Source organism: Variovorax sp. V116 (assembly GCF_041154435.1).
GTDB classification, from domain to species: Bacteria; Pseudomonadota; Gammaproteobacteria; order Burkholderiales; family Burkholderiaceae_C; genus Variovorax; species Variovorax paradoxus.
Window position 1 is genome coordinate 753,998 of sequence record NZ_AP028661.1, and the last position, 23,979, is coordinate 777,976.

27 protein-coding genes and 4 tRNA genes are annotated in these 23,979 nt (G+C 65.9%); 26 read left to right on the forward strand and 5 right to left on the reverse strand.

Going from position 1 to position 23,979, the window contains the following annotated elements; genetic code table 11:
• Window positions 1-66: 66 nt before the first annotated feature.
• Window positions 67-549, reverse strand: a complete 483-nt coding sequence (locus ACAM58_RS03465; protein WP_018904096.1) for an MSMEG_0572/Sll0783 family nitrogen starvation response protein — start codon at window positions 547-549, stop codon at window positions 67-69.
• A gap of 350 nt (window positions 550-899) precedes the next feature.
• On the opposite strand from ACAM58_RS03465, the gene ACAM58_RS03470 reads away from it, so the two are divergent.
• Entirely contained in the window at window positions 900-2,297 is a 1,398-nt protein-coding gene (locus ACAM58_RS03470) for a PLP-dependent aminotransferase family protein (RefSeq protein ID WP_369664161.1), read from the forward strand.
• 15 nt (window positions 2,298-2,312) lie between these two features.
• Here ACAM58_RS03470 and ACAM58_RS03475 read toward each other — a convergent pair whose 3' ends face one another.
• Window positions 2,313-2,762 carry a hypothetical protein gene (locus tag ACAM58_RS03475; RefSeq protein WP_369664162.1) on the reverse strand — a complete coding sequence of 150 codons (450 nt, stop codon included), beginning with the start codon at window positions 2,760-2,762 and terminating at the stop codon, window positions 2,313-2,315.
• A 268-nt stretch (window positions 2,763-3,030) separates the two neighbouring features.
• On the opposite strand from ACAM58_RS03475, the gene ACAM58_RS03480 reads away from it, so the two are divergent.
• Window positions 3,031-3,396 (forward strand): hypothetical protein, encoded by a 366-nt coding sequence (locus ACAM58_RS03480; protein WP_369664163.1) that lies wholly within the window; start codon window positions 3,031-3,033, stop codon window positions 3,394-3,396.
• A gap of 20 nt (window positions 3,397-3,416) precedes the next feature.
• Window positions 3,417-3,869: a hypothetical protein gene (locus ACAM58_RS03485; RefSeq protein WP_369664164.1), complete on the forward strand. Its 453-nt coding sequence runs from the start codon at window positions 3,417-3,419 to the stop codon at window positions 3,867-3,869.
• A gap of 27 nt (window positions 3,870-3,896) precedes the next feature.
• On the opposite strand, the gene ACAM58_RS03490 is transcribed toward ACAM58_RS03485, so the two are convergent.
• Together ACAM58_RS03490 and ACAM58_RS03495 are read right to left on the reverse strand one after the other, a co-directional pair.
• On the reverse strand, window positions 3,897-4,124 hold the full coding sequence (locus tag ACAM58_RS03490) for a hypothetical protein (protein WP_012745730.1): 228 nt from the start codon (window positions 4,122-4,124) through the stop codon (window positions 3,897-3,899).
• A 21-nt stretch (window positions 4,125-4,145) separates the two neighbouring features.
• A complete protein-coding gene (locus ACAM58_RS03495; RefSeq protein ID WP_012745731.1) occupies window positions 4,146-4,496 on the reverse strand; it encodes a hypothetical protein in 351 nt (116 codons plus the stop codon).
• 201 nt (window positions 4,497-4,697) lie between these two features.
• On the opposite strand from ACAM58_RS03495, the gene ACAM58_RS03500 reads away from it, so the two are divergent.
• The 3 genes from ACAM58_RS03500 (at window position 4,698) to gph (ending at window position 6,447) form a co-directional block, all read left to right on the forward strand.
• Window positions 4,698-4,955, forward strand: coding sequence for a hypothetical protein (locus tag ACAM58_RS03500; protein ID WP_027730236.1), 258 nt, complete (start codon window positions 4,698-4,700; stop codon window positions 4,953-4,955).
• A 192-nt stretch (window positions 4,956-5,147) separates the two neighbouring features.
• Entirely contained in the window at window positions 5,148-5,633 is a 486-nt protein-coding gene (locus tag ACAM58_RS03505) for a PA2169 family four-helix-bundle protein (RefSeq protein WP_018904102.1), read from the forward strand.
• 85 nt (window positions 5,634-5,718) lie between these two features.
• The gene (gene gph / locus ACAM58_RS03510; protein WP_369664165.1) at window positions 5,719-6,447 is read left to right on the forward strand and encodes a phosphoglycolate phosphatase; all 729 of its coding nucleotides are present in this window, start codon (window positions 5,719-5,721) and stop codon (window positions 6,445-6,447) included.
• An 11-nt stretch (window positions 6,448-6,458) separates the two neighbouring features.
• On the opposite strand, the gene ACAM58_RS03515 is transcribed toward gph, so the two are convergent.
• Entirely contained in the window at window positions 6,459-7,061 is a 603-nt protein-coding gene (locus ACAM58_RS03515; protein ID WP_307592844.1) for a chalcone isomerase family protein, read from the reverse strand.
• A 328-nt stretch (window positions 7,062-7,389) separates the two neighbouring features.
• Between ACAM58_RS03515 and trpE the strand changes: the two genes are divergently transcribed.
• From trpE to rpoB, 20 genes are all read left to right on the forward strand, one after another.
• Window positions 7,390-8,892, forward strand: a complete 1,503-nt coding sequence (trpE, locus tag ACAM58_RS03520) for an anthranilate synthase component I (protein ID WP_369664166.1) — start codon at window positions 7,390-7,392, stop codon at window positions 8,890-8,892.
• Entirely contained in the window at window positions 8,889-9,281 is a 393-nt protein-coding gene (locus ACAM58_RS03525) for a GxxExxY protein (RefSeq protein WP_369664167.1), read from the forward strand. Before trpE ends, ACAM58_RS03525 begins: the two co-directional genes overlap by 4 nt.
• The gene (locus ACAM58_RS03530) at window positions 9,278-9,862 is read left to right on the forward strand and encodes an aminodeoxychorismate/anthranilate synthase component II (protein ID WP_369664168.1); all 585 of its coding nucleotides are present in this window, start codon (window positions 9,278-9,280) and stop codon (window positions 9,860-9,862) included. Before ACAM58_RS03525 ends, ACAM58_RS03530 begins: the two co-directional genes overlap by 4 nt.
• Window positions 9,863-9,869: 7 nt before the next feature.
• A complete protein-coding gene (ltaE, locus tag ACAM58_RS03535) occupies window positions 9,870-10,928 on the forward strand; it encodes a low-specificity L-threonine aldolase (protein ID WP_369664169.1) in 1,059 nt (352 codons plus the stop codon).
• Window positions 10,929-10,946: 18 nt separating this feature from the next.
• Window positions 10,947-11,606: a LysE family translocator gene (locus tag ACAM58_RS03540; RefSeq protein ID WP_369664170.1), complete on the forward strand. Its 660-nt coding sequence runs from the start codon at window positions 10,947-10,949 to the stop codon at window positions 11,604-11,606.
• Between the two features lie 20 nt (window positions 11,607-11,626).
• Complete coding sequence (trpD, locus tag ACAM58_RS03545; protein ID WP_369664171.1) at window positions 11,627-12,652, forward strand: anthranilate phosphoribosyltransferase; 1,026 nt, start codon at window positions 11,627-11,629, stop codon at window positions 12,650-12,652.
• A 29-nt stretch (window positions 12,653-12,681) separates the two neighbouring features.
• On the forward strand, window positions 12,682-13,482 hold the full coding sequence (gene trpC / locus ACAM58_RS03550) for an indole-3-glycerol phosphate synthase TrpC (RefSeq protein WP_369664172.1): 801 nt from the start codon (window positions 12,682-12,684) through the stop codon (window positions 13,480-13,482).
• Window positions 13,479-14,198, forward strand: a complete 720-nt coding sequence (locus ACAM58_RS03555; protein ID WP_307592839.1) for a uracil-DNA glycosylase — start codon at window positions 13,479-13,481, stop codon at window positions 14,196-14,198. Before trpC ends, ACAM58_RS03555 begins: the two co-directional genes overlap by 4 nt.
• 91 nt (window positions 14,199-14,289) lie before the next feature.
• Window positions 14,290-14,375 (forward strand) — tRNA-Tyr (locus ACAM58_RS03560).
• A 65-nt stretch (window positions 14,376-14,440) separates the two neighbouring features.
• A tRNA-Gly gene (locus tag ACAM58_RS03565) sits at window positions 14,441-14,514 on the forward strand.
• A gap of 41 nt (window positions 14,515-14,555) precedes the next feature.
• Window positions 14,556-14,630 (forward strand) — tRNA-Thr (locus tag ACAM58_RS03570).
• Window positions 14,631-14,704: 74 nt separating this feature from the next.
• Window positions 14,705-15,898 (forward strand): elongation factor Tu, encoded by a 1,194-nt coding sequence (gene tuf / locus ACAM58_RS03575; protein ID WP_012745744.1) that lies wholly within the window; start codon window positions 14,705-14,707, stop codon window positions 15,896-15,898.
• Between the two features lie 19 nt (window positions 15,899-15,917).
• A tRNA-Trp gene (locus ACAM58_RS03580) sits at window positions 15,918-15,993 on the forward strand.
• A 137-nt stretch (window positions 15,994-16,130) separates the two neighbouring features.
• Window positions 16,131-16,514 carry a preprotein translocase subunit SecE gene (gene secE, locus ACAM58_RS03585; protein WP_012745745.1) on the forward strand — a complete coding sequence of 128 codons (384 nt, stop codon included), beginning with the start codon at window positions 16,131-16,133 and terminating at the stop codon, window positions 16,512-16,514.
• Window positions 16,515-17,126, forward strand: a complete 612-nt coding sequence (gene nusG, locus ACAM58_RS03590) for a transcription termination/antitermination protein NusG (protein WP_025569411.1) — start codon at window positions 16,515-16,517, stop codon at window positions 17,124-17,126. It begins immediately after the preceding gene.
• Between the two features lie 136 nt (window positions 17,127-17,262).
• On the forward strand, window positions 17,263-17,694 hold the full coding sequence (gene rplK, locus ACAM58_RS03595; RefSeq protein WP_012745747.1) for a 50S ribosomal protein L11: 432 nt from the start codon (window positions 17,263-17,265) through the stop codon (window positions 17,692-17,694).
• Window positions 17,695-18,393, forward strand: a complete 699-nt coding sequence (gene rplA / locus ACAM58_RS03600) for a 50S ribosomal protein L1 (RefSeq protein ID WP_012745748.1) — start codon at window positions 17,695-17,697, stop codon at window positions 18,391-18,393.
• Between the two features lie 246 nt (window positions 18,394-18,639).
• Window positions 18,640-19,173: a 50S ribosomal protein L10 gene (rplJ, locus tag ACAM58_RS03605; RefSeq protein WP_012745749.1), complete on the forward strand. Its 534-nt coding sequence runs from the start codon at window positions 18,640-18,642 to the stop codon at window positions 19,171-19,173.
• 43 nt (window positions 19,174-19,216) lie between these two features.
• Window positions 19,217-19,594, forward strand: coding sequence for a 50S ribosomal protein L7/L12 (rplL, locus tag ACAM58_RS03610; RefSeq protein WP_012745750.1), 378 nt, complete (start codon window positions 19,217-19,219; stop codon window positions 19,592-19,594).
• A gap of 254 nt (window positions 19,595-19,848) precedes the next feature.
• A complete protein-coding gene (gene rpoB / locus ACAM58_RS03615) occupies window positions 19,849-23,973 on the forward strand; it encodes a DNA-directed RNA polymerase subunit beta (protein ID WP_012745751.1) in 4,125 nt (1,374 codons plus the stop codon).
• Window positions 23,974-23,979: the final 6 nt, after the last annotated feature.

Below are 23,979 nucleotides of genomic sequence, written 5' to 3' on the forward strand. Positions count from 1 at the left end.
GTGTTGCCCCCGGCGAGGGGGTTGGCGAAGCGACACGAAGTGCGCGAAGACTGGGGGTGGACATGTTTACAGCGTCCAGGTGTCGAGGATCACGGCGCCGGCCTTCTTGTGCAGCAGCACGAGGTCCAGCACGTCGAGCGGGTTGATCGGCGTGATGCCCTCGATCAGCGCGCCCTCGCCGTGGCCGTACAGCGCCTGCAGCGCGAAGCGGCACGCATACACCTTGCCGCCTTCCTCCATGAACTTGCTGATCTGCTTGTTGAAGTTCTGGTGGCCCGGAAAGGCCTCGTCGCCCAGCGTCGGAAAGCCGCGCTGCACGCCCAGCGTCACGCCGGGGCCGTACAGCAGCACCGAGGTCTCGTAGCCCTTGCGCCTGAGGCGCGTGGCCTGCAGCAGGTTCACGAAGCCGATCGAGCCCTCGAAGGCCACGGTGTGGAAGGTGACGAGCGCCTTCTCGCCGGGCTCGGCCTTGACGTCTTCGAACACCTTCTCTTCGTAGTCGACGAGGAACTCGCCTTTCTCGTTGCGGGGGCGGGTGACTTTGGGCATGGGGTACTCCGGTTGAAGAAAAAGGGGATGAACGCAGGTCTTGCGCGCCTTTCTCTTTGCAGGCGATGTGCCAGCGCCCGGCGCGGCGCGTGCGATCAATGCGCGATCAATTCGCCGGGATGCGGCCTCCGCGCCCGAAAACTTTTTTCGGCCGCACGAAACCCCCTCGGCCAAGGCGGCCGGCGCGGCCCCGCCTGCACCGGGAAGACGCATCCGCCATGCGATCAATGCACCCGATCAACGGGGTTGATCGCACCTGATCGAGGCGTGCGGCCCCTCTGGAGCGGGCGCGATTCCTGCGTGCCTGATCGGTGACCCGATGCAATCAATGGATGCAATCAACTTTGCCGATGACCACGATCACCGCCCACTGGCGCAAGCAGCTGCGCAACACCGCCAAGCCGGCCTACCTGCTGCTGGCGGAATTGATTGCCGACGACATCAAGACCGGCCGCCTCGCCGTGCGCGACCGGCTGCCCACCCTGCGCGAGCTCGCGGCCGAGCTGGAGCTCAACTACACGACGGTGGCACGCGGCTATGCCGAGGCACGCAAGCGCGGCCTGATCGATTCGCGCGCCGGCACCGGCACCTTCATCCGCTCGGGCAGCCCGAGCCTGCGGCTGCGCGGCGGCAGCGGCGCCGAGATGACGATGAACATGCCGCCCGAGCCCGACAACCCGCACCTGATGGCGCGGCTGCACGACAGCGCGAGCCGCGCCTTCGCCGAGGCCAACCTGCACGACCTGCTGCGCTACCAGGACTTCGGCGGCACCGCGCACGACCGCGAGGCCGCGATGCACTGGCTGCGGCCCTTCGTGCCCGACGCGGGCATCGACCGCATCCTCGTGTGCCCGGGCATCCACGGCGTGCTCACGGCGCTGTTCTCGCAGCTCGCGCGGCCGGGCGAGCTGATCTGCGTGGAGTCGCTCACCTATCCGGGCGTGAAGGCCATCGCGGCGCAGCTGGGCGTGCAGCTGCATGCGCTGCAGCTCGATGACGACGGCCCCATTGCCGATGCCTTCGAGCACGCGTGCAGGACGCTCAAGCCCAAGGCGCTCTATTGCAACCCCACGCTGCTGAACCCGACCGCGGGCACGGTGCCCCGCGCGCGGCGCGAAGCGCTGGCCGACGTGGCGCTGCGCTATGCGGTGCCGATCATCGAGGACGACGCCTACGGCATGCTGCCGCGCCAGACGCCGGCCGCGCTCGCCACGCTGGCGCCCGGGCTCACCTACTACGTGAGCGGGTTCTCCAAATGCTTTGGCGCGGGACTGCGCAGCGCCTACGTGTGCTCGCCCACCGTGGTCCAGTCGCAGCGCCTGGCCGGCGCGATGCGAGCGACCACCGTGATGGCCTCGCCCATCACCAATGCCTTGACCACGCTGTGGGTCGAGGACGGCACCGCCGAGGCCATGCTGCAGGCGGTGCGCAGCGAATCGATGGCGCGGCAGGCGCTGGCCGCGCGGCATCTGGGCGGCAGCGGGCTGCAGGCGCATCCCGAGGGCTTCCATGCCTGGCTGCCGCTCTCGCCGGGCTGGAGCCCGGTGGAGTTCGCCTCCTACCTGCGCACGCAGAACGTCGGCGTGGTGGCGAGCGCTGCCTTCTCCACCGATGGCGATCCGCCCGAGGCGGTGCGCATCTGCCTGGGCGGCCCGATGTCGCGCGAGCAGTGCGACCAGGCGCTGCGGCTCATCGCCGACACGCTCGCGCATCCGCTGCATCCGCACGCCACGCTGCTCGGCGGCTGAGCGCGGTGGCCGTGCTCAGGCGCAGTCGAGCTTCAGTGCCTCGATGCGGCCGCCGAAGCCGAGCTTGCGCATCAGGCCGCCCTCGCGGCTGTTCGCCGGAAAGTCGACCGTGCGGTCCTTGAACATCGCATGCTCGTACACCTTCAGCGTGGCGCGCGGGCCCACGCTGACACTGTCGATGTCGCGCTTGAGCTGCCGCGCGGTGCCGCGATCCATGCTCTGGACCTCGGCCGGTCCCACCAGCGTCAGCATGTCGCCCTGGAAGTTGCGGCCGGTATAGAACTGGGCCCAGCAGCCCGAGGCCAGCGCGGGGTCCTCGATGCGCACGGGCACGAGCAGGATCGTGGGATCGGGCTGGTTGTCCGCGGCCGCGGTGGGGCCGGCCGAGCGCGTGGGGCCGGGCATGTGGGAGCAGGCGCCGAGCGCCATGGCGCCGGCAATCATGAGGTAGCGGAAATTCTTCATTGGTTCATTGGATGAGGATGGTGGTTGCTGCGGTTGGGAAAGCAGGCTCTTCAGGCTAGCGGCCACGGCTGCCCGCCGCGTAGGAGCAAAGCCCAAGCGCCCGTCCCCGCGCCGCGACGGCGGCGTTTGCCGCGCGCAACGCCGGGCGGCAAATCTCCGCGAATGGCTGCGGCCCGGATGCGCCCCTTTCCTACGCCGGCCGGTGCTGCGGATGTCCAGTCTGGCGATTCGCACCCATCCAATTTCTTGTTCATCATCGAAGGAAGCCATGGCCACGAGCAGCATCCTGGGAGGCGAACGCCCGCCGGAGGAACCGAAGGGGGCGGACGTCGACAGCCTGGGCCCCAGCGACACGAGCGACAGCGGAAGCGACGTGCGCACCTCGCGCGAACGCAGCGCCATTCCCGAAGACGCCGCGGAAGGCGCCATTCCCATTTCGCATGAAAGCAGCACCGATGCCGAGGGCACCGGTGAGCGTGCGTCGGCGGACGCTCCGCCGTCGGCGCCCGATGCGGACATCCTGCCGGACCGCACCGAGGACGCGGGCTCGGCCGCCGAGCTTGCCGGCACGGAAGAAGAAATCGACGGCGACAACGACGACGAAGCGGAGGACGCCGGCAACAAGCCCGCTTGAGGCGAGTTCGGTGCGACGCCATGCACGGCCAACTTGACTGCGCGCTCCACGGGCTCCAGCAGCTTGCCTATGCCCGGATCACGCGCGAATTCCACCAGGCCTGGCAGGCGAGGACGGACTGTCCCGCGTCCTGCGAAGCCGCCATCGGCGAGTCGCATCGCCGGGTGCAGCAGTGCGAGCAGGTGCTCGCGCAGCTGCGCCTGCTGATCGACGATCCACAGCAGATCGCGGAGATCAAGATTGCGCGCGCGCTGTACCTGCGCCTGCTGCTGGAAAGCGCGCCCGTGCGCCTGCAGTCGTGGAGCGACAGCGAAAGCTTCGACGACATGCCCAAGTCGCACCTGTTCGAATGGATTTCCTACGACTTCGAACGGCTCGAACTGGCCGAGCTCGAAGGCTCCATGACGCCCGAGGAAGCCGCTTCGTACGCGCAGGCGCTCGACGCGCGCGCCAGCAGTCTGCGCGAGGAGTGAGCACGCGCGCGGCGGGCGGGCCTTCACTCAGCCCCGGCCCAGCACGATCGCGCCGTCCTGGATGTAGCGGTCGAATTCGAGCTTGGGAATGGCCGCGGTCAGCGACTGGCCCTGGTCGGTCCAGGTGAGCACGACGCTGTCGTCGGCCATCATGATCTGGCAGTTCCCCTTCGGGATCTTCAGCTGCGGGCCGTCGCCGGCGCGAAAGGCCACATCGCCTGCGATGCGGGCGTCGATCTGCGTGGTGGAAGTCATGGTCTTGATCTGCCTTGCTTGCTATTGCGGCGCGGGGCGCGCGTGGCGGTGGCTGCCGTCGCTGCGCTGCTCCTTGGAAGGATCGGCATCGCGCGTGGGTGCGAGGCCGCCGGGCGAACCCGCCGAGGGCGGCCGCGAGGTCTGCGTGCGCGCGCTGGCCGGGCCCTGGTCGGCGCCGAGCTGGCGCTGGTCGGTCGCGCCGGCGGGCTGGTCCGCGGGGCGCGTGGCCGGCGGTTTCTCCGCATCGCTCATCGGCGGAGCGCGCGTGCCCTTGGGCGTGCCGGTGGGCTGGGCGACCGCGGCCATGGCGGCCAGGGCCATGGCGGCTGCCGCGAGGCCGCATTGGAAGAAGCGCAGTGGTTTGCCGTGCATGGAGGAGTCCTCGAAAAGAAGAAGCTGCAAGCCTCCTTTCTCGCGCAGCCTGGCCGCGTGCTTGTAGGCAGGGACAGCATTCCCGCGCCGGTGGCAGGCCTGCGCGCGACTCGCTTGCGCCGAAGACGCGCCGCTTTCCTACGCGCGCCGCCGCCAGCGCGGCGCACGGTGGAATTTTCTTTCTAGCAAAGGAAATCCAGCGTGACCCAAAGACGATCCACCGAACCAGCGAATGCGCCGGCCTACGGCCGCCCCGTGCCCGCCGAGCGCAGCATGAAGCGCGAGGCCAGGACGCCGGCTGAAAACGGCGAGCCCATGGGCCCCAACAACGGCCCGGCCATCACCGAGCAAAGAAAGCCGCCCACCCCCGGCGATGCCGCGGTCGGCGAAAGCGGCAACCACGGCAGTTCGCCGGGCAGCCAGCCCGGCCGCCCCGAGAAGGCATTGCGCGAGGAATGATGAGCCGCCGGTGAATGCATCGGGGCAGCCCACCCCGAAGAACGCTTACAGCGGACGTCAGGCGGCACCGACACCGGTCCTCCTCCGCTCGAACACCATTTCTTCATGGAACCAGCGCACGCAGTGCAGCAGCTGGCGCTGGCAATTCTCAACCTGCCTCGATTTCGACGAGGCCTACGAAGGAGTCATGACATGGCCAACTACACGAACACCGCGGACACCGCCACCACCGAGGATGTGGTCAAGGTGCTGAACGATCTTCTGGAGAACTCGCGCGACGGCGAATACGGCTTCCGCGCCTGTGCCGAGGAGGTCGACTCGCCGCAGCTCAAGCAGGTCTTCCAGAGCCGCTCGGCCGAATGCGCCAAGGCGGCAGCGGAACTGGTCCAGCTCATCCAGCGTTTCGGCGGCTCGCCCGACAAGGGCGGCACGGCGACCGGTGCCATGCACCGCGGCTGGGTGCACGTGAAGGGCACGGTGGGCGCCAACAGCGCGCTCTCCATGCTCGAGGAGTGCGAGCGCGGTGAAGACGCCGCGGTGGCGCGCTACCGCAAGGCGCTGAAGGAGGACCTGCCGGCCGACGTGCGCGCCGTGATCCAGCAGCAGTCCGAAGGCGCCAAGCGCAACCACGACCAGATCAAGCGGCTGCGCGACGAGATGCGCAGCAAGAGCAAGTAAGTCATAAGGGGCAAGGGGCTGCGCCGCCCGGCAGGGCCGCACGGGGCAAAATGGACATCGTCCTGCAACTCCGGCGGCCTTGTCCTTGACCTCCATTCACTACGACCTCGCGCGCTTCGATGCCGCCATCGTCGACCTCGACGGCACCATGGTCGACACCCTCGGCGATTTCGCGGTGTCGCTCAACCACATGCTGGGCGACCTTTCGCTGCCGCCCGTGGCACCGGCCGCCATCGAGAAGATGGTGGGCAAGGGATCGGAGCACCTGATTCTTTCGGCGCTCGCGCACGTGATGTCATCCGGCAGCGCGGCGCCCGAGGGCGCGGACGCGCAGGTGCTGCACGCGCGTGCGCAGGCGCTCTTCGACCAGGCCTGGGAACGCTACCAGCATCACTATCTCGCCATCAACGGACAGCACTCGGCGGTGTACCCGGGCGTGGTCGAAGGATTGAAGGCGCTGCGCTCGCGCGGCCTGCGCCTGGCCTGCCTCACCAACAAGCCGACCTCGTTCGCCAAGCCGCTGCTGGCGGCCAAGGGGCTCGACGGCTTCTTCGACTTCGCGTTCGGCGGCGATGCCTTCGCGCGCAAGAAGCCCGATCCGCTGCCGCTCCTGAAGACCTGCGAAGCGCTGGGCACCGCCCCCGCGCGCACGCTGATGATCGGCGACTCCAGCAACGACGCCAAGGCCGCGCGCGCCGCCGGGTGCCCGGTGGTGCTGGTCACCTACGGCTACAACCACGGCGAGCCGGTGCGCGGCGTCGATGCCGACGGCTTCGTCGACTCGCTCGCCGAGATCGACCGAAGCGTTTCCTGACGGCGCCGCGGCTACTTGCCGAGCAGCGCGTCCTTGAGCTTCCAGTCGGCCGGCGCCGGCCCGAGCCAGATGCGCAGCAGCGCGTTGAAGAACGCCGGCTCCTTCACCGGATCGGGCTGCGGCACGCCGCGCACCGTCACCAGCGTGCCCGTGCCGGGCAGCCAGTCGATGGTGAAGGTGTCGCCGGCCTTGAGCTGCTTCTGGTCGGAGAACATCCGGCCCATGCGCAGCAGCCCCGGAATGAGGTTGACCATTTCGCTCTTGGGCGAGTTTTCTTCCACGCCCTTGGTGAAGAACCTGCCGAGCTCGTCGGCATCGATGTCGCGCAGCATGGTGATGGCCACGCGCTTGGGCCCGGGCGCGGCCAGCGCCTCCTCGGGCGTGGAGACCTTCTTCTCCACGTACAGGCCCGCCGCGTACACCTTGAAGATGGCCTTGTAGCGCACCCCCGCGCCGTTGAGCTGCAGGGTGCTGCCGCGCAGGTCGAGGGTGTCGTTCAGCTTGACGCCGGCCACGTCGACCTGCGCGGCCGAGGCGCCGAGCGCGAACCAGGCGCAGGCCAGCACGGCCAGTCGGGAGAACAACCGGGTCGGGAGCGAAAGGGCAGCGGGCACGAGGCTTCCTTGATTTGCGAACGATCGTTCGAATGTATCTTTTCGTTTTACCGCCGGCCCCTCGGGCGAACCCTGAAGGCGGCGGTTGCACCCGCCAGCGTTTTCGTGGGCTAAACTCCACGCTCCATGTTCGTTCATCACATCATTCAAACAGGTGAAGGCAGCCGGGGAGCCTGGCCCTGGCGTCGCCATACATCGCTGACTGTTTGATTGCACGGCGCACGCCGTGCGCCCGCGGTACCGGATCGTTTTTTCTCGACGCCGGGCCACCAGTGAATGACCTTGCCACCGGCCAAGAAGCGCCGGCCGGCAACTGGAGAACGAATCCGTGATCACCGAACTTGAATTCAAGAGCCTCAGCGCCCAGGGCTACAACCGCATCCCGCTGATGGCCGAGGCCTTTGCCGACCTCGAAACGCCGCTTTCCCTCTATCTGAAGCTCGCCCATTCGCAAGGCGGCGGCAAGCACAGCTTTCTGCTCGAATCGGTGGTGGGCGGCGAGCGCTTCGGGCGCTACAGCTTCATCGGCCTGCCGGCGCGCACGCTGCTGCGCGCGAGCGGCTTCGGCGCCGACGCCGTCACCGAAGTGGTGACCGATGGCCAGGTCGTCGAAACCGCCGCGGGCAATCCGCTCGATTTCATTGCCGAGTACCAGAAGCGCTTCAAGGTGGCGCTGCGGCCCGGCCTGCCGCGCTTTTGCGGCGGCCTTGCGGGCTACTTCGGCTACGACACCGTGCGCCACATCGAACGCAAGCTCGAAAAAAGCTGCCCGCCCGATGCGCTCGGCTGCCCCGACATCCTGCTGCTGCAGTGCGAGGAACTGGCGGTCATCGACAACCTCTCGGGCAAGCTCTACCTGATCGTCTACGCCGACCCGAAGCAGCCCGAGGCCTACGCGGCGGGCAAGCGCCGCCTGCGCGAGCTGAAGGAAAAGCTCAAGTACTCGGTGAGCGCGCCCATCGTGAAGCCCACCCAGCCGCATCCGCCCGAGCGCAGCTTTGCCAAGGCCGACTACCTCGCGGCCGTGGAGCGCGCCAAGGACATGATCGCCGCCGGCGACTTCATGCAGGTGCAGGTGGGCCAGCGCATCAGCAAGCGCTACACCGAGTCGCCGCTGTCGCTGTACCGCGCGCTGCGTTCGCTCAACCCCTCGCCCTACATGTACTACTACCACCTGGGCGATTTCCATGTGGTGGGCGCTTCGCCCGAGATCCTGGTGCGCCAGGAGAACACGGGCGACGGCGAGCAGAAGATCACCATCCGCCCGCTGGCCGGCACCCGCCCGCGCGGCGCCTCGATCGAACTCGACAAGGCGGCCGAGGAAGAACTCATCAACGACCCGAAGGAGCGCGCCGAGCACGTGATGCTGATCGACCTCGCGCGCAACGACATCGGCCGCATCGCCAAGACCGGCACCGTCAAGGTGACCGAGGCCTTCGCGGTGGAGCGCTACAGCCACGTGATGCACATCGTGAGCAACGTCGAAGGCACGCTGAAGGACGGCATGACCGCCATCGACGTGCTCAAGGCCACGTTCCCGGCCGGCACGCTCACCGGCGCACCCAAGGTGCATGCGATGGAGCTCATCGACCAGCTCGAGCCCACCAAGCGCGGCCTCTACGGCGGCGCCTGCGGCTACATCAGCTATGCCGGCGACATGGACGTGGCCATCGCCATCCGCACCGGCATCGTGAAGGACCAGATGCTGCACGTGCAGGCCGCGGCCGGCGTGGTGGCCGACTCGGTGCCCGAGCTGGAGTGGAAAGAAACAGAAGCCAAGGCGCGCGCGCTGCTGCGGGCCGCTGAACTGGTCGAGGAAGGCCTGGAATGAGCAACGCACCCGACATCCAGAACGATTTCTCGCACGAGATCATCGGCGCCGCCGTCGAGGTGCAGCGCGTGCTCGGCACGGGCTTGAGCGAGGACGCCTATGCCGCGGCACTGGCCGTCGAACTTGCCGAGCGCGAGATCGGCTTCACGCGCGACGTGGCGCTGTCGGCCAGCTACAAGGGCCGCTCGCTCGGCGAGGTGTACCGCGCGGGCTTCGTGGTCGAGCAGTCGGTCATCGTCGAGCTCAAGGCGGTCGACGTGCTGACCGACCTGCACCGCGCGCAGGTGCTTGCCGCGCTGCGTCTCTCGGGCCTCAAGCTGGGCCTTCTGATCAACTTCAACGTGTTCCCCGTCGTCAAGGGCGTGCACCGGATTGTGAGCAAGCCATGAAACTGCTGATGATCGACAACTACGATTCCTTCACCTACAACATCGTCCAGTACCTGGGCGAGCTGGGTGCGGATGTCCAGGTGCACCGCAACGACGAGATCACGGTGGCGCAGATCGGCGAGCTGATCGCCTCGGGCGTCACGCGGCTGGTGGTGTCGCCGGGGCCCTGCTCGCCGGCGGAAGCGGGCGTTTCGGTGGCGGCCATCGAGGCGTTCGCGGGCAAGCTGCCGATCCTCGGCGTGTGCCTGGGCCACCAGGCGATCGGCGCGGCCTTCGGCGGCAAGATCATTCGCGCGCAGCAGCTCATGCACGGCAAGACCAGCGAGATCACGACCACGCAAGAGGGCGTGTTTGCGGGGCTGCCCGAGAAGTTCACCGTCAACCGCTACCACTCGCTCTCGATAGAGCGCGAGAGCTGCCCGAAGGCCCTGTCCATCACCGCCTGGACCGACGACGGCGAGATCATGGGCGTGCGGCACACCGGCTTTGCGCATGAGGTGCGCGTCGAGGGCGTGCAGTTCCATCCCGAATCGATCCTCACCGAGCACGGCCACGCGATGCTCAAGAACTTCCTGGACTGACCCCGCCATGACAGACCGCTCCTCCATCGTCGACCTGCGCAGCGACACCGTCACGCAGCCCACCCCGGCGATGCGCGAGGCCATGATGGCGGCGCCGCTCGGCGACGACGTCTTCGGCAGCGATCCAAGCGTCAACGCGCTGCAGGAAAAGATCGCCGCGCTGCTGGGCTTCGAGGCGGCGCTGCTGGTGCCGACCGGCACGCAGAGCAACCTGTGCGCGATCCTTTCGCACTGCGGGCGCGGCGACGAGTACATCGTCGGCCAGCAGGCGCACTGCTACCGCTGGGAAGGCGGCGGCGCCGCGGTGTTCGGCAGCGTGCAGCCGCAGCCGCTCGACCATGCATCCGACGGCACGCTGCCGCTCGCGCAGATCGAAGCCGCCATCAAGCCCGACGACGCGCACTTCGCGCGCACACGGCTGCTGGCGCTGGAGAACACGCTGGGCGGCAAGCTGCTGCCCTTCGAATACGTGCAGGCGGCAACCGACCTGGCGAAAAGCAGGGGGCTGCAGCGGCACCTCGATGGCGCGCGGCTCTTCAATGCCGCCACCGCGCAGGCCGCGCTGAACAAGAACGGCGACGTCCGCACCGAAGCGCGCCGCATCGCGCAGTGCTTCGACAGCGTGTCGGTCTGCTTCAGCAAGGGCCTGGGGGCACCCATCGGCTCGGCGCTGGTCGGTTCGCGCGAGTTCATCGCGCGGGCGCACCGCATCCGCAAGATGGCGGGCGGCGGCATGCGGCAGGCGGGCTTGCTTGCTGCAGCCGCTTCGCATGCGCTCGACCACCACATCGACCGCCTCGCCGACGACCATGCCCTGGCCCGTCGCCTGGCCGAGGGGCTCGAGGGCATCGAGGGCCTGAAGGTCGAGGCGCCGCACACGAACATCGTGTTCGTCGACCTCATGGGCGCAGCGCAGGCGCGTTCGGCCGAACTGCTCGCGAACCTCAACGGGCAGGGCATTCTTGCCACCGGCCTCTATCGGCTGCGCTTCGTGACGCACCTCGATGTCGATGCGGCCGGCGTCGACCGCGCCGTGGCGGCCATCCGCGGCTTCTTCAACGCCTGAACCCCAAGGAGCCGTGCGATGCCCGATCTCCCGCATCTGCTCGCTTTCATCGCCGCCGGCTGGCTGCTGAACCTCACGCCGGGGCCCGACGTGCTCTACATCATTGCCAACTCGCTGCGCTCCGGCGTGCGCGCGGGCATCGTCGGCGGCTTCGGCATCCTCACCGGCTGCTTCGTCCACATCTTTGCGGCGGCGGTCGGCGTCGGCACGCTGCTGGCCACCTCGGCGGCGGCCTTCACGGTGCTCAAGTATGTTGGCGCGGCCTACCTGCTGTACCTGGGCGTGCGCATGGTGTTCTCGCGCGCCAAGGCGCCGGTCGATCTGCAGCAGGCGGCGGCTGCATCGGGCGAGCGCGGGCTCAAGGAGATCTTCCTGGGCGGCTTCTGGACCAATGTGCTGAACCCCAAGGTCGCGTTGTTCTTCCTGGCCTTCGTGCCGCAGTTCATCGCACCGGACGCCGGCAACAAGGGCCTGTACTTCGTGCTGCTGGGCGTGCTGTTCAATTTCAATTCCATTCCCGTCATCGTGGGATGGGCCGCATTCGCCGGCTGGATGGCGCAGAGGAGCGCCGTGCAGAAGGGCATGCACTGGCTCGACCGCGCGGCCGGCGTGCTGTTCATCGGCTTCGGCCTCAAGCTTGCATTCACGGACGCGCCGGCCGGCCGCGTCGGCCCCTGAAAACACCGAGGAGACTCCCCATGATCACCCCCCAGGAAGCGCTCCAGCGCACCATCGAGCACCGCGAGGTGTTCCACGACGAGATGCTGCACATCGTGCGGCTCATCATGAGCGGCGAATGCTCGCCCGTGATGATGGCGGCGCTGATCACCGGGCTGCGCGTCAAGAAGGAAACCATCGGCGAGATCACCGCGGCCGCGCAGGTGATGCGCGAGGTGTCGACCAAGGTGCCCGTGAAGGACACCACGCACCTGGTCGACATCGTCGGCACCGGCGGCGACGGCTCGCACACCTTCAACATCTCGACCTGCTCGATGTTCGTCGCGGCCGCGGCGGGCGCCAAGGTCAGCAAGCACGGCGGGCGCAGCGTGTCGAGCAAATCGGGCAGCGCCGACGTGCTGGAGTCGCTGGGCGTCAACATCAACCTGCCGCCGGAGCAGATCGCGCGTTCCATCGAAGAGGTGGGCATCGGCTTCATGTTCGCGCCCAACCACCATCCGGCCATGAAGAACGTCGCTCCCGTGCGCAAGGAGCTCGGCATCAAGACCATCTTCAACATCCTCGGGCCGCTGACCAATCCGGCCGGCGCGCCGAACATCCTGATGGGCGTGTTCCACCCCGACCTCGTGGGCATCCAGGTGCGCGCATTGCAGCGCCTGGGCACCGAGCACGCGATGGTGGTGTATGGCCGCGACGGCATGGACGAGATCTCGCTCGGCGCCGCCACCATGGTGGGCGAACTCAAGGACGGCGAGATCCGCGAATACGAACTGCACCCCGAGGACTTCGGCTTTGCGATGTCGAGCAACCGCGCGCTGCGCGTGGAAACGCCCGAACAGTCGAAGACCATGCTGCTCGGCGTGCTCGACAATCAGGCCGGCCCGGCGCTCGACATCGTGTTGCTCAACGCCGGCGCGGCCCTGTATGCCGCCAACGTGGCCGAGTCGATGGCCGCGGGCATCGAGCGTGCGCGCGAGGCCGTGGCATCGGGCGCGGCGCGCGCCAAGCTGGCCGAGTTGGTCAAGGCCTCCACGGCCGCCGCGTGAAGCAGGAAAACAGCCAGGAACGCAGAAAAATGTCCGACATCCTCGACAAGATCATGGCCGTCAAGCGGCAGGAAATTGCTGCAGCGCAGAAGAGAAGCCCGCTCGAAGCCGTGCGCTTCGATGCCGAAAGCCGCGTGCTGACGCGCGATTTCGAGGGCGCGCTGCGCGCCAAGATCGCCGCCGGCCACGCCGCGGTGGTCGCCGAGGTCAAGAAGGCCAGCCCGAGCAAGGGCGTGCTGCGCGAAGACTTCATTCCAGCCGACATCGCGCAGAGCTATGCCGAAGGCGACGGTGAAATCAGCGCGGCCTGCCTCTCCGTGCTGACCGACAAGCAGTTCTTCCAGGGCGGCGTCGACTACCTCAAGCAGGCCCGCGCCTCGTGCGACCTGCCGGTGCTGCGCAAGGACTTCATCGTCGATGCCTACCAGGTGTACGAATCGCGCGCGATGGGCGCCGATGCCGTCCTGTTGATCGCTGCCTGCCTCGACGACGCGCAGATGAAGGACTACGAAGCCATTGCGCGCGGCCTCGGCATGGCGGTGCTGGTCGAAGTGCACGACGCGGCCGAACTCGATCGCGCGCTCAAGCTCAAGACGCCGCTCATCGGCGTGAACAACCGCAACCTGCGCAATTTCGAGGTGTCGATCCAGGCCACCATCGACCTGCTGCCCAGGCTGCCGGCCGACCGGCTGGCCGTCACCGAATCGGGCATTGCCACGCGCGAGGACGTGGCCACCCTGCGCGCGGCCGGCGTCCATGCCTTCCTGGTCGGCGAGGCCTTCATGCGCGCCAAGGAACCCGGCGAGGCGCTCGCCGCATTGTTCAAATGAGCCGGCCCGATCAGCTGGCGAGCAGCGATCCCGCCGACTGGCCCGTCGCGCCGGGCTGGCGGCCGCTGGTGGACGGCTTCTTTGCCGGCATCGTGGGCCAGAAGCTGCTCGGTTTCCTGCGCGAGCGCCTCGATGCGGGCGCCGTCATCTTCCCGCCGCAGCCGCTGCGGGCCCTGGAGCTGACGCCGCCCGAGGACGTGCGCGTCGTCATCCTGGGGCAGGACCCGTACCACGGACGCGGCCAGGCCGAAGGGCTCGCATTCTCGGTGGCGCCCGGTGTGGCGCTGCCGCCGTCGCTGCGCAACATCTTCAAGGAACTCCAGCGCGACCTGGGAACGGCGCCGCCGCCGTTCCCGAACCCGGGCGGCAGCCTGGTGAAGTGGGCCACCCACGGCGTGCTGCTGCTCAACACCTGCCTCACGGTCGAAGAAGGGCAGCCGGCCAGCCATTCAGGCCGCGGATGGGAGGTGCTGACCGATGCCGTCATCCGCCATGTATCGGACAGCGAGAAACCTGTTGTTTTTATGCTCTGGGGTTCGCATGCCCAAAGTAAGCGTGCGTTGATCGACATTGGCCGCCATAAGGTGCTGATGTCGAATCATCCGTCGCCGCTTTCGGCCTTGCGCCCGCCCGTTCCGTTCATCGGCTGCGGCCACTTCGGCGAGGCGCGCGCCTGGCGGCTCGCGCACCAGCCGGGCGGCGAAATTCACGGATAATGCCGGCTGTTTCGCCTCGGGCAGTTCCCCGCATCTTCTTGGTGCTGGGTTCTGCGTAGTCACAAAACCGTGCTATATTTCGAGGTTCGCCGGAGAGGTGGCCGAGTGGTTAATGGCAGCAGACTGTAAATCTGCCCTCTAACGAGTACGCTGGTTCGAATCCAGCCCTCTCCACCAGCGATGAATTTGGTTTCTAAGAGCGATTGGATCTAGCGCTTTGGGTGCCTTGAAGTGCCCCCGATGCGGGAGTAGTTCAATGGTAGAACCCCAGCCTTCCAAGCTGATGACGCGGGTTCGATTCCCGTCTCCCGCTCCAGAGACCCGGTTCGGCGCCGGAAAGCGATTGGTTAGACAAAAGCCCTTTTGGCTCAGTGGTAGAGCACTCCCTTGGTAAGGGAGAGGTCGCGGGTCCGATTCCCGCAAAGGGCACCAGTTTTTAGGGGGTTGCAATGGCAGGTTTGCAACCCATCTGCATACGTTGAAATCGTTTTTTTCGGAGTCGAAAAATGGCAAAAGGTAAATTCACCCGCACCAAGCCGCACGTGAACGTGGGCACGATCGGTCACGTTGACCACGGCAAGACCACGCTGACGGCGGCCATCGCCACGGTGCTGTCGGCCAAGTTCGGCGGCGAAGCCAAGGCCTACGACCAGATCGACGCGGCGCCCGAAGAAAAGGCCCGCGGCATCACCATCAACACCGCCCACGTCGAGTACGAGACGGCCAACCGCCACTACGCCCACGTCGACTGCCCCGGCCACGCCGACTACGTCAAGAACATGATCACCGGCGCGGCCCAGATGGACGGCGCCATCCTCGTGTGCTCGGCCGCCGACGGCCCCATGCCCCAGACCCGCGAGCACATCCTGCTGGCGCGCCAGGTGGGTGTGGGCTACATCATCGTGTTCCTGAACAAGTGCGACATGGTGGACGACGCCGAACTGCTCGAGCTCGTCGAAATGGAAGTGCGCGAACTGCTGGACAAGTACGAATTCCCGGGCGACGACACCCCCATCATCCACGGCTCGGCCAAGCTCGCCCTGGAAGGCGACAAGGGCAAGCTCGGCGAAGAAGCCATCATGAAGCTGGCCGAAGCGCTGGACACCTACATCCCGACGCCCGAGCGCGCCGTGGACGGCACCTTCCTGATGCCCGTGGAAGACGTGTTCTCGATCTCCGGCCGCGGCACCGTGGTGACCGGCGCCGTCGAGCGCGGCGTGATCAAGGTCGGCGAGGAAATCGAGATCGTGGGCATCCGCCCGACCGTCAAGACCACCTGCACCGGCGTGGAAATGTTCCGCAAGCTGCTCGACCAAGGCCAGGCTGGCGACAACGTCGGCGTGCTGCTGCGCGGCACCAAGCGCGAAGAAGTCGAGCGCGGCCAGGTGCTGTGCAAGCCCGGCTCGATCAAGCCGCACACGCACTTCACCGCCGAGGTGTACGTGCTGTCCAAGGACGAAGGTGGCCGTCACACGCCGTTCTTCAACAACTACCGTCCGCAGTTCTACTTCCGCACGACGGACGTGACCGGCGCGATCGAGCTGCCCAAGGACAAGGAAATGGTCATGCCTGGCGACAACGTCAGCATCACCGTGAAGCTGATCAACCCGATCGCGATGGAAGAAGGCCTGCGCTTCGCCATCCGCGAAGGCGGCCGCACCGTGGGTTCGGGCGTCGTGGCAAAGATCCTCGACATCTAAGCCGAGCAAAGAGTACCGGAGGGGTATAGCTCAATTGGCAGAGCGTCGGTCTCCAAAACCGAAGGTTGTAGGTTCGATTCCTACTGCCCCTGCCACTTAGGTGGCGCCTCCGAAAAAGCCCATCCATCACCTGGTGGGAGGCTAAAAAAGCCCATCGTGACCCGATGGGCTTCGGCGTCTCAAGAAGGCGCATTGAATTGAAGGCCGAAAGGCCACAGGAAATCAGCCGAACATGGCCACTTCTCAAATCGAAACCGTGAGCACGGGTGCCGACAAGGCCAAATTGGCCGCGTCGGTGGTGCTGGCAGTGGGCGCCATCGTGGCGTTCTACCTGCTGGCGCGCCAGGGCTCGCTGGTGCAATGGGCTGCGCTGCTGGTCGGCCTGGCCGCGGCCGTGGGCGCCTTCGGCAGCTCCGAGAATGGCCGCCAGCTGTGGGCTTTCGGCCGCGACTCGTGGCGCGAGGTCAAGAAAGTCGTCTGGCCGACCCGCAAGGAAGCCATGCAGATGACGGCTTATGTGTTTGCCTTCGTGGCCGTCATGTCCGTTTTCCTCTGGCTCACCGACAAGACGCTCGAATGGGTGTTTTTCGACCTCATTCTGGGCTGGAGAAAATAAATGACCGACGACGCAGTTGAAACCACGCCGAGCAGCCCCGAGGAAGAAAACACCTCCGTGCTGGCTCCCGCCGCCAACCCCGATCTGCGTTGGTACGTGGTGCATGCCTATTCGGGCATGGAAAAGGCCGTCGAGCGCAACATCATCGAGCGCATCAACCGCGCCGGCATGCAGGACAAGTTCGGCCGCATCCTGGTGCCGACCGAGGAAGTGGTCGAAATCAAGAACGGCCAGAAGCGCACCACCGAGCGCCGCTTCTTCCCGGGCTACGTGCTGGTCGAAATGATCATGGACGACGAGAGCTGGCACTTGGTGAAGCACACCAACAAGGTGACGGGCTTCGTCGGCGGCGCCAAGAACCGTCCGGCCCCGATCTCGCAGAAAGAGGTCGAAGGCATCGTCAGCCAGATGCAGCAGGGCACCGAGAAGCCGCGCCACAAGGTCGAGTTCACCGTCGGCGAATTCGTGCGCGTCAAGGAAGGCCCGTTCACCGACTTCAACGGCACCGTCGAGGAAGTCAACTACGAGAAGAGCAAGGTCAGCGTGTCGGTCATGATCTTCGGCCGCGCGACACCCGTGGAGCTCGAGTTCAGCCAGGTCGAGAAGACCTGAGCCCCGCCGGTCCCCGGACCGGAACCATTCCCGGCTGCGCGTTGTCCGACTCGGCGCGCGGCCTTGATCGAAGAGTCGTTCAACCCCGGGGAGCCGCGGCGAAAGCCAAGGCGATATCACCCGCAAGGAGCAAAGCATGGCGAAAAAAATCGTCGGCTTCATCAAGCTGCAAGTGCCAGCTGGTAAGGCCAACCCGTCACCACCCATCGGTCCCGCACTGGGCCAGCGTGGTTTGAACATCATGGAGTTCTGCAAGGCGTTCAACGCGCAGACCCAGAGCGTCGAGCCTGGTCTGCCGCTGCCGGTGGTCATCACCGCGTTCGCTGACAAGAGCTTCACCTTCATCATCAAGACGCCGCCGGCGATCACCTTGATCAAGAAGGCCATCAAGCTGGACAAGGGCTCGGCCCGTCCGCACACCGACAAGGTCGGCAAGATCACGCGCGCACAGCTCGAAGAGATCGCCAAGACCAAGATGAAGGACCTGACTGCCGCCGACCTGGACGCAGCAGTTCGCACCATCGCCGGCTCTGCCCGTTCGATGGGCGTGAATGTGGAGGGCGTGTAAATGGCCAAGATCACCAAGAAGCAAAAAGCGCTCGCAGGCAAGGTCGACAGCAACAAGCTGTACCCGCTGGCTGACGCAATCGGCATCGTGAAGGAAGCCGCCACCGCCAAGTTCGACGAATCGATCGACGTGGCCGTGCAGCTGGGCATCGACGCGAAGAAGTCGGACCAGGTCGTGCGTGGCGCCGTCGTGCTGCCCAACGGCACCGGCAAGACCAAGCGCGTGGCTGTGTTCGCCCAGGGCGCCAAGGCTGAAGAAGCCAAGGCCGCCGGCGCCGACATCGTCGGCATGGACGACCTGGCTGCCATGGTCAAGGCTGGCGACATGCCTTTCGACGTCGTGATTGCCGCTCCTGACGCGATGCGCGTGGTCGGTACGCTCGGCCAGATCCTCGGCCCGCGCGGCCTGATGCCCAACCCCAAGGTTGGCACGGTGACCCCGGACGTCGCCACGGCCGTGAAGAACGCCAAGGCTGGCCAGGTCCAGTTCCGCGTCGACAAGGCCGGCATCGTGCACGGCACGATCGGCCGCCGCTCGTTCGACAACGACAAGCTGCAGGGCAACCTCGCCGCGCTGATCGACGCTCTGGTCAAGGCCAAGCCGGCGACCAGCAAGGGCGTGTACCTGCGCAAGGTGGCTGTGTCGTCGACCATGGGCCTGGGTGTCCGCGTGGACACGCAGACCATCGCGGCGAGCTAAAGAAAGATTTGCCCGATCCGCAAGGAGAGGGCAGATGTGGTGGGTCGCGGCAGCTCCGGTTGCTGCGAGCCATCCAAGACCGCTGGTGTGCAGGGCGCTGCACTTAATCGCCGGATCGATCCTTCCGGCATCCAGCGCAGATGGCGACCCCACTGCAAGGAATTTGATTTTTGTTCCTGACAGTTGGTCGCTGCATGAAGCGCGATCCGAGGCCCCGGCCGAAGGTCGCATTAAAAGGAGTAGACCTTGAGTCTGAATCGCAGTGAGAAAGAAGCGGTCATCAGTGATGTGACCAGCCTCGCCGCTAAAGCTCAAACGCTCGTGATGGCGGAATACCGTGGCATCACGGTGGCCGATATGACCAAACTGCGCAGCGAAGCTCGCAGCAAGGGTGTGACCCTCAGCGTGTTGAAGAACACGCTGGCACGCCGTGCTGTGGCTGGTAGCGCATTTGAGATCGTTGGCGACCAGATGACCGGCCCGCTGATCTATGGCTTTTCCGAAGACGCAGTGGCCGCCGCCAAGGTGGTGGCCGATTTCGCGAAGACCAACGACAAGTTGGTGATTCGCGGCGGCGCATTCGGCGGCAAGGCCCTGGACGTGAACGGCGTGAAGCAACTGGCCAACATCCCTTCCAAGGAAGTGCTGCTGGCGCAATTGCTGGGCTTGATGCAATCCCCGATCTCTCGTACCGCCCGCGTGCTCGCGGCGCTGGCCGAGAAGCGCGGTGGTGGCGAAGCTGCACCCGCCGATGCACCGGCAGAAGCGCAGGCTGCTTGAGCCTTGCGTTTGAAATATTCAACCCAATTGTTAGGAAACAAAAATGGCATTCGATAAAGACGCATTTCTGACCGCGCTCGACAGCATGACGGTCCTGGAACTCAACGACCTGGTGAAAGCCATCGAAGAGAAGTTCGGCGTGAGCGCCGCTGCAATGGCTGCCCCCGCCGGCGCTGGTGGTGGTGCTGCCGCTGCCGTGGCCGAAGAGCAGACCGAGTTCAACGTCATGCTGATGGATGCAGGCGCGAACAAGGTTTCGGCGATCAAGGCCGTGCGCGAAATCACCGGCCTGGGCCTCAAGGAAGCCAAGGACCTGGTGGAAGCCGCTCCCAAGGCTGTCAAGGAAGGCCTGTCGAAGGCTGACGCTGAAGCCGCCAAGAAGAAGCTGGAAGACGCCGGCGCCAAGGTGGAACTGAAGTAATTCAGACCCGCCAGAGGGCTGGAGGTGCCTGAAAAGGCCCTCCAGCCTTTGCCGCTTTCAGAGCGCACCCGAAAACCGGAAAAAAGACGGTTTTCGAGTGTCTTCTGACCCCGACTGCAGAAGACCCCTTGGTTCGGGCGATGTGCAACGCATCGCTGTCCGCCAACGGCTGGTAGTGGCCAGCCGCCAAGCAGTGGTGCCGTTCGCCCGGCACCGCTGACAAGTCGCTGAAGATCTCAAGCTCCGGAGCTCTCATGGCCCAATCGTCCGCGTACAGTTACACCGAACGCAAGCGCATCCGAAAAAGTTTCGGCAATCGCGACAGCGTCGTAGAAATCCCCTACCTGCTGCAGATGCAGAAAGACGCGTACACCGCGTTCCTGCAAGCCGGCATTCCTCCCAAACAGCGCACCGTCGAAGGCCTGCAGGCCGCGTTCGACGCTGCCTTCCCGATCGTCTCGCACAACGGTTTTGTCGAGATGAAGTTCCTCGAGTACAACCTCGCGAAGCCGGCTTTCGACGTGCGCGAGTGCCAGACCCGCGGCCTGACCTTCGCCTCGGCCGTGCGCGCCAAGGTCCAGCTCATCATCTATGACCGCGAGTCGTCGACCTCGCAGTCGAAGGTGGTCAAGGAAGTGAAGGAACAAGAGGTCTACATGGGCGAAGTGCCGCTCATGACCGACAAGGGTTCGTTCATCATCAACGGCACCGAGCGCGTGATCGTCTCGCAGCTGCACCGTTCGCCGGGCGTGTTCTTCGAACACGACAAGGGCAAGACGCACAGCTCGGGCAAGCTGCTGTTCTCGGCCCGCGTGATTCCCTACCGCGGTTCGTGGCTCGACTTCGAGTTCGACCCGAAGGACATGCTGTACTTCCGCGTCGACCGCCGCCGCAAGATGCCGGTCACGATCCTGCTGAAGGCCATCGGCCTGAACCCGGAATCGATCCTCGCGAACTTCTTCGTGAACGACAACTTCCGCCTGATGGACAGCGGCGCGCAGATGGAATTCGTTCCCGAGCGCCTGCGCGGCGAAGTCGCGCGCTTCGACATCACCGACAAGTCGGGCAAGGTCGTGGTTGCCAAGGACAAGCGCGTGACCGCGCGCCACACGCGCGAGCTCGAGCAGTCGGGCACCACGCACATCAGCGTGCCGGAAGACTTCCTGGTCGGCCGCGTCATTGCCCGCAACATCGTCGATGCCGACTCCGGCGAGATCCTGGCCAAGGCCAACGACGAACTGACCGAAGCACTGCTCAAGAAGCTGCGCACGGCCGGCGTGCAGGACATCCAGGTGATCTACACCAACGAACTCGACCAGGGCGCGTACATCTCGCAGACCCTGCGCATCGACGAGACGGTGGACGAATTCGCCGCCCGCGTGGCCATCTACCGCATGATGCGCCCCGGCGAGCCGCCGACGGAAGACGCGGTGCAGGCCCTGTTCCAGCGCCTGTTCTACAACCCGGACACGTACGACCTGTCGCGCGTCGGCCGCATGAAGTTCAACGCCAAGGTCGGCCGCGACGAATCGACCGGCCCGATGGTGCTGACCAACGAAGACATCCTGGCCGTGGTCAAGATCCTCGTGGACCTGCGCAACGGCAACGGCGAAGTCGACGACATCGACCACCTGGGCAACCGCCGCGTGCGTTGCGTGGGCGAACTGGCCGAGAACCAGTACCGCACCGGCCTCGCTCGCATCGAGAAGGCCGTGAAGGAACGTCTGGGCCAGGCCGAGCAAGAGCCGCTGATGCCGCACGACCTGATCAACAGCAAGCCGATCTCGGCCGCGCTGAAGGAATTCTTCGGTGCCTCGCAGCTGTCGCAGTTCATGGACCAGACGAATCCGCTGTCCGAAATCACCCACAAGCGCCGCGTGTCGGCCCTTGGCCCGGGCGGTCTGACGCGCGAGCGTGCCGGCTTCGAAGTGCGCGACGTGCACGTGACCCACTACGGCCGCGTGTGCCCGATCGAAACGCCTGAAGGCCCGAACATCGGCCTGATCAACTCGCTGGCCCTGTACGCCCGCCTGAACGAATACGGCTTCATCGAGACGCCGTACCGCCGCGTGGTCGACAGCAAGGTCACCAACGAGATCGACTACCTGTCGGCCATCGAGGAAGGCAAGTACGTCATCGCCCAGGCCAATGCGGTGCTGGACAAGGAAGGCAAGCTGACCGGCGACCTGGTCTCCGCGCGTGAAGCCGGCGAATCGATCCTGGTCGGTGCCGAGCGCATCCAGTACATGGACGTGTCGCCCGCGCAGATCGTGTCGGTGGCTGCCTCGCTCGTGCCCTTCCTCGAGCACGACGACGCGAACCGCGCGCTGATGGGCGCCAACATGCAGCGCCAGGCGGTGCCCGTGCTGCGCCCCGAGAAGCCGATGGTCGGCACCGGTATCGAGCGCGTCTCCGCGGTCGACTCCGGCACCGTGGTCACGGCCACCCGCGGCGGTATCGTCGATTACGTCGACGCGACCCGCATCGTGGTGCGCGTGAACGACGCCGAAGCGGCAGCCGGTGAAGTCGGTGTGGACATCTACAACCTGATCAAGTATCAGCGTTCGAACCAGAACACCAACATCCACCAGCGCCCGATCGTCAAGCGCGGCGACAAGATCGCCAAGGGCGACGTGGTGGCCGACGGCGCATCGACCGACCTCGGCGAACTGGCCCTCGGCCAGAACATGCTGATCGCGTTCATGCCCTGGAACGGCTACAACTTCGAAGACTCGATCCTGATCTCGGAACGCGTCGTCGCCGAAGACCGCTACACCTCGATCCACATCGAGGAGCTGGTGGTGATGGCCCGCGACACCAAGCTCGGTGCCGAGGAAATCACGCGCGACATTCCGAACCTGGCCGAGCAGCAGCTCAACCGCCTGGACGAATCCGGCATCATCTACGTGGGTGCCGAAGTGCAGCCGGGCGACACGCTGGTGGGCAAGGTCACGCCGAAGGGCGAGACCACGCTGACGCCTGAAGAGAAGCTGCTTCGCGCCATCTTCGGCGAGAAGGCTTCCGACGTGAAGGACACCTCGCTGCGCGTGGACCAGGGCTCGCAAGGCACCGTGATCGACGTGCAGGTGTTCACCCGCGAAGGCATCACACGCGACAAGCGCGCCCAGCAGATCATCGACGACGAGCTCAAGCGCTTCCGCCTCGACCTGAACGACCAGCTTCGCATCGTCGAAGCCGACGCGTTCGACCGTATCGAGAAGCTCCTGACCGGCAAGGTTGCCAACGGCGGCCCGAACAAGCTGGCCAAGGGCACCAAGCTCGACAAGGCCTACCTGTCGTCGGTCGAGAAGTTCCACTGGTTCGACATCCGCCCGGCGGACGACGAAGTGGCCACCCAGCTCGAGTCGATCAAGAACTCGCTCGAGCAGACGCGCCACAGCTTCGACCTCGCGTTCGAGGAAAAGCGCAAGAAGCTCACGCAGGGCGACGAGCTGCCCGCAGGCGTGCTCAAGATGGTCAAGGTCTACCTGGCCGTCAAGCGCCGCCTGCAACCCGGCGACAAGATGGCCGGCCGCCACGGCAACAAGGGTGTGGTGTCGAAGATCGTTCCGGTCGAAGACATGCCCCACATGGCCGACGGCACGCCGTGCGACATCTGCCTGAATCCGCTGGGCGTGCCTTCGCGGATGAACGTGGGCCAGGTGCTCGAAGTGCACCTGGGCTGGGCCGGCAAGGGCATCGGCCACCGCATCGGCGACCTGCTGCAGCAGGAGGCCAAGGTGGCCGAGCTGCGCAAGTTCATGGAGCAGCTGTACAACGGCTCGGGCCGTCCGGAAGACCTCAGCCAGCTGAGCGACTCCGACGTGCTCGCCATGGCAGCCAACCTGCAGAGCGGTGCGACCTTCGCCACGCCGGTGTTCGACGGCGCCTCGGAAGAGGAAATCCGCGGCATGCTGAAGCTCGCCTATCCGGACGACATCGCCAAGCTCAAGGGCCTGACCGAGACGCGCACCCAGGCCTACCTGTACGACGGCCGCACCGGCGACCAGTTCGAGCGTCCGGTCACCGTCGGCTACATGCACTTCCTGAAGCTGCACCACCTGGTGGACGACAAGATGCACGCCCGTTCGACCGGCCCGTACTCGCTCGTCACCCAGCAGCCGCTGGGCGGCAAGGCGCAGTTCGGCGGCCAGCGTTTCGGCGAAATGGAAGTGTGGGCGCTGGAAGCCTACGGCGCCGCCTACGTGCTGCAGGAAATGCTGACTGTGAAGTCCGACGACGTGCAAGGCCGTACCAAGGTGTACGAGAGCATCGTCAAGGGCGAACACTCCATCGAAGCCGGCATGCCGGAATCGTTCAATGTGCTGGTCAAGGAAATCCGTTCCCTGGGCCTGGACATCGAACTCGAACGTTCTTAAGTTGAA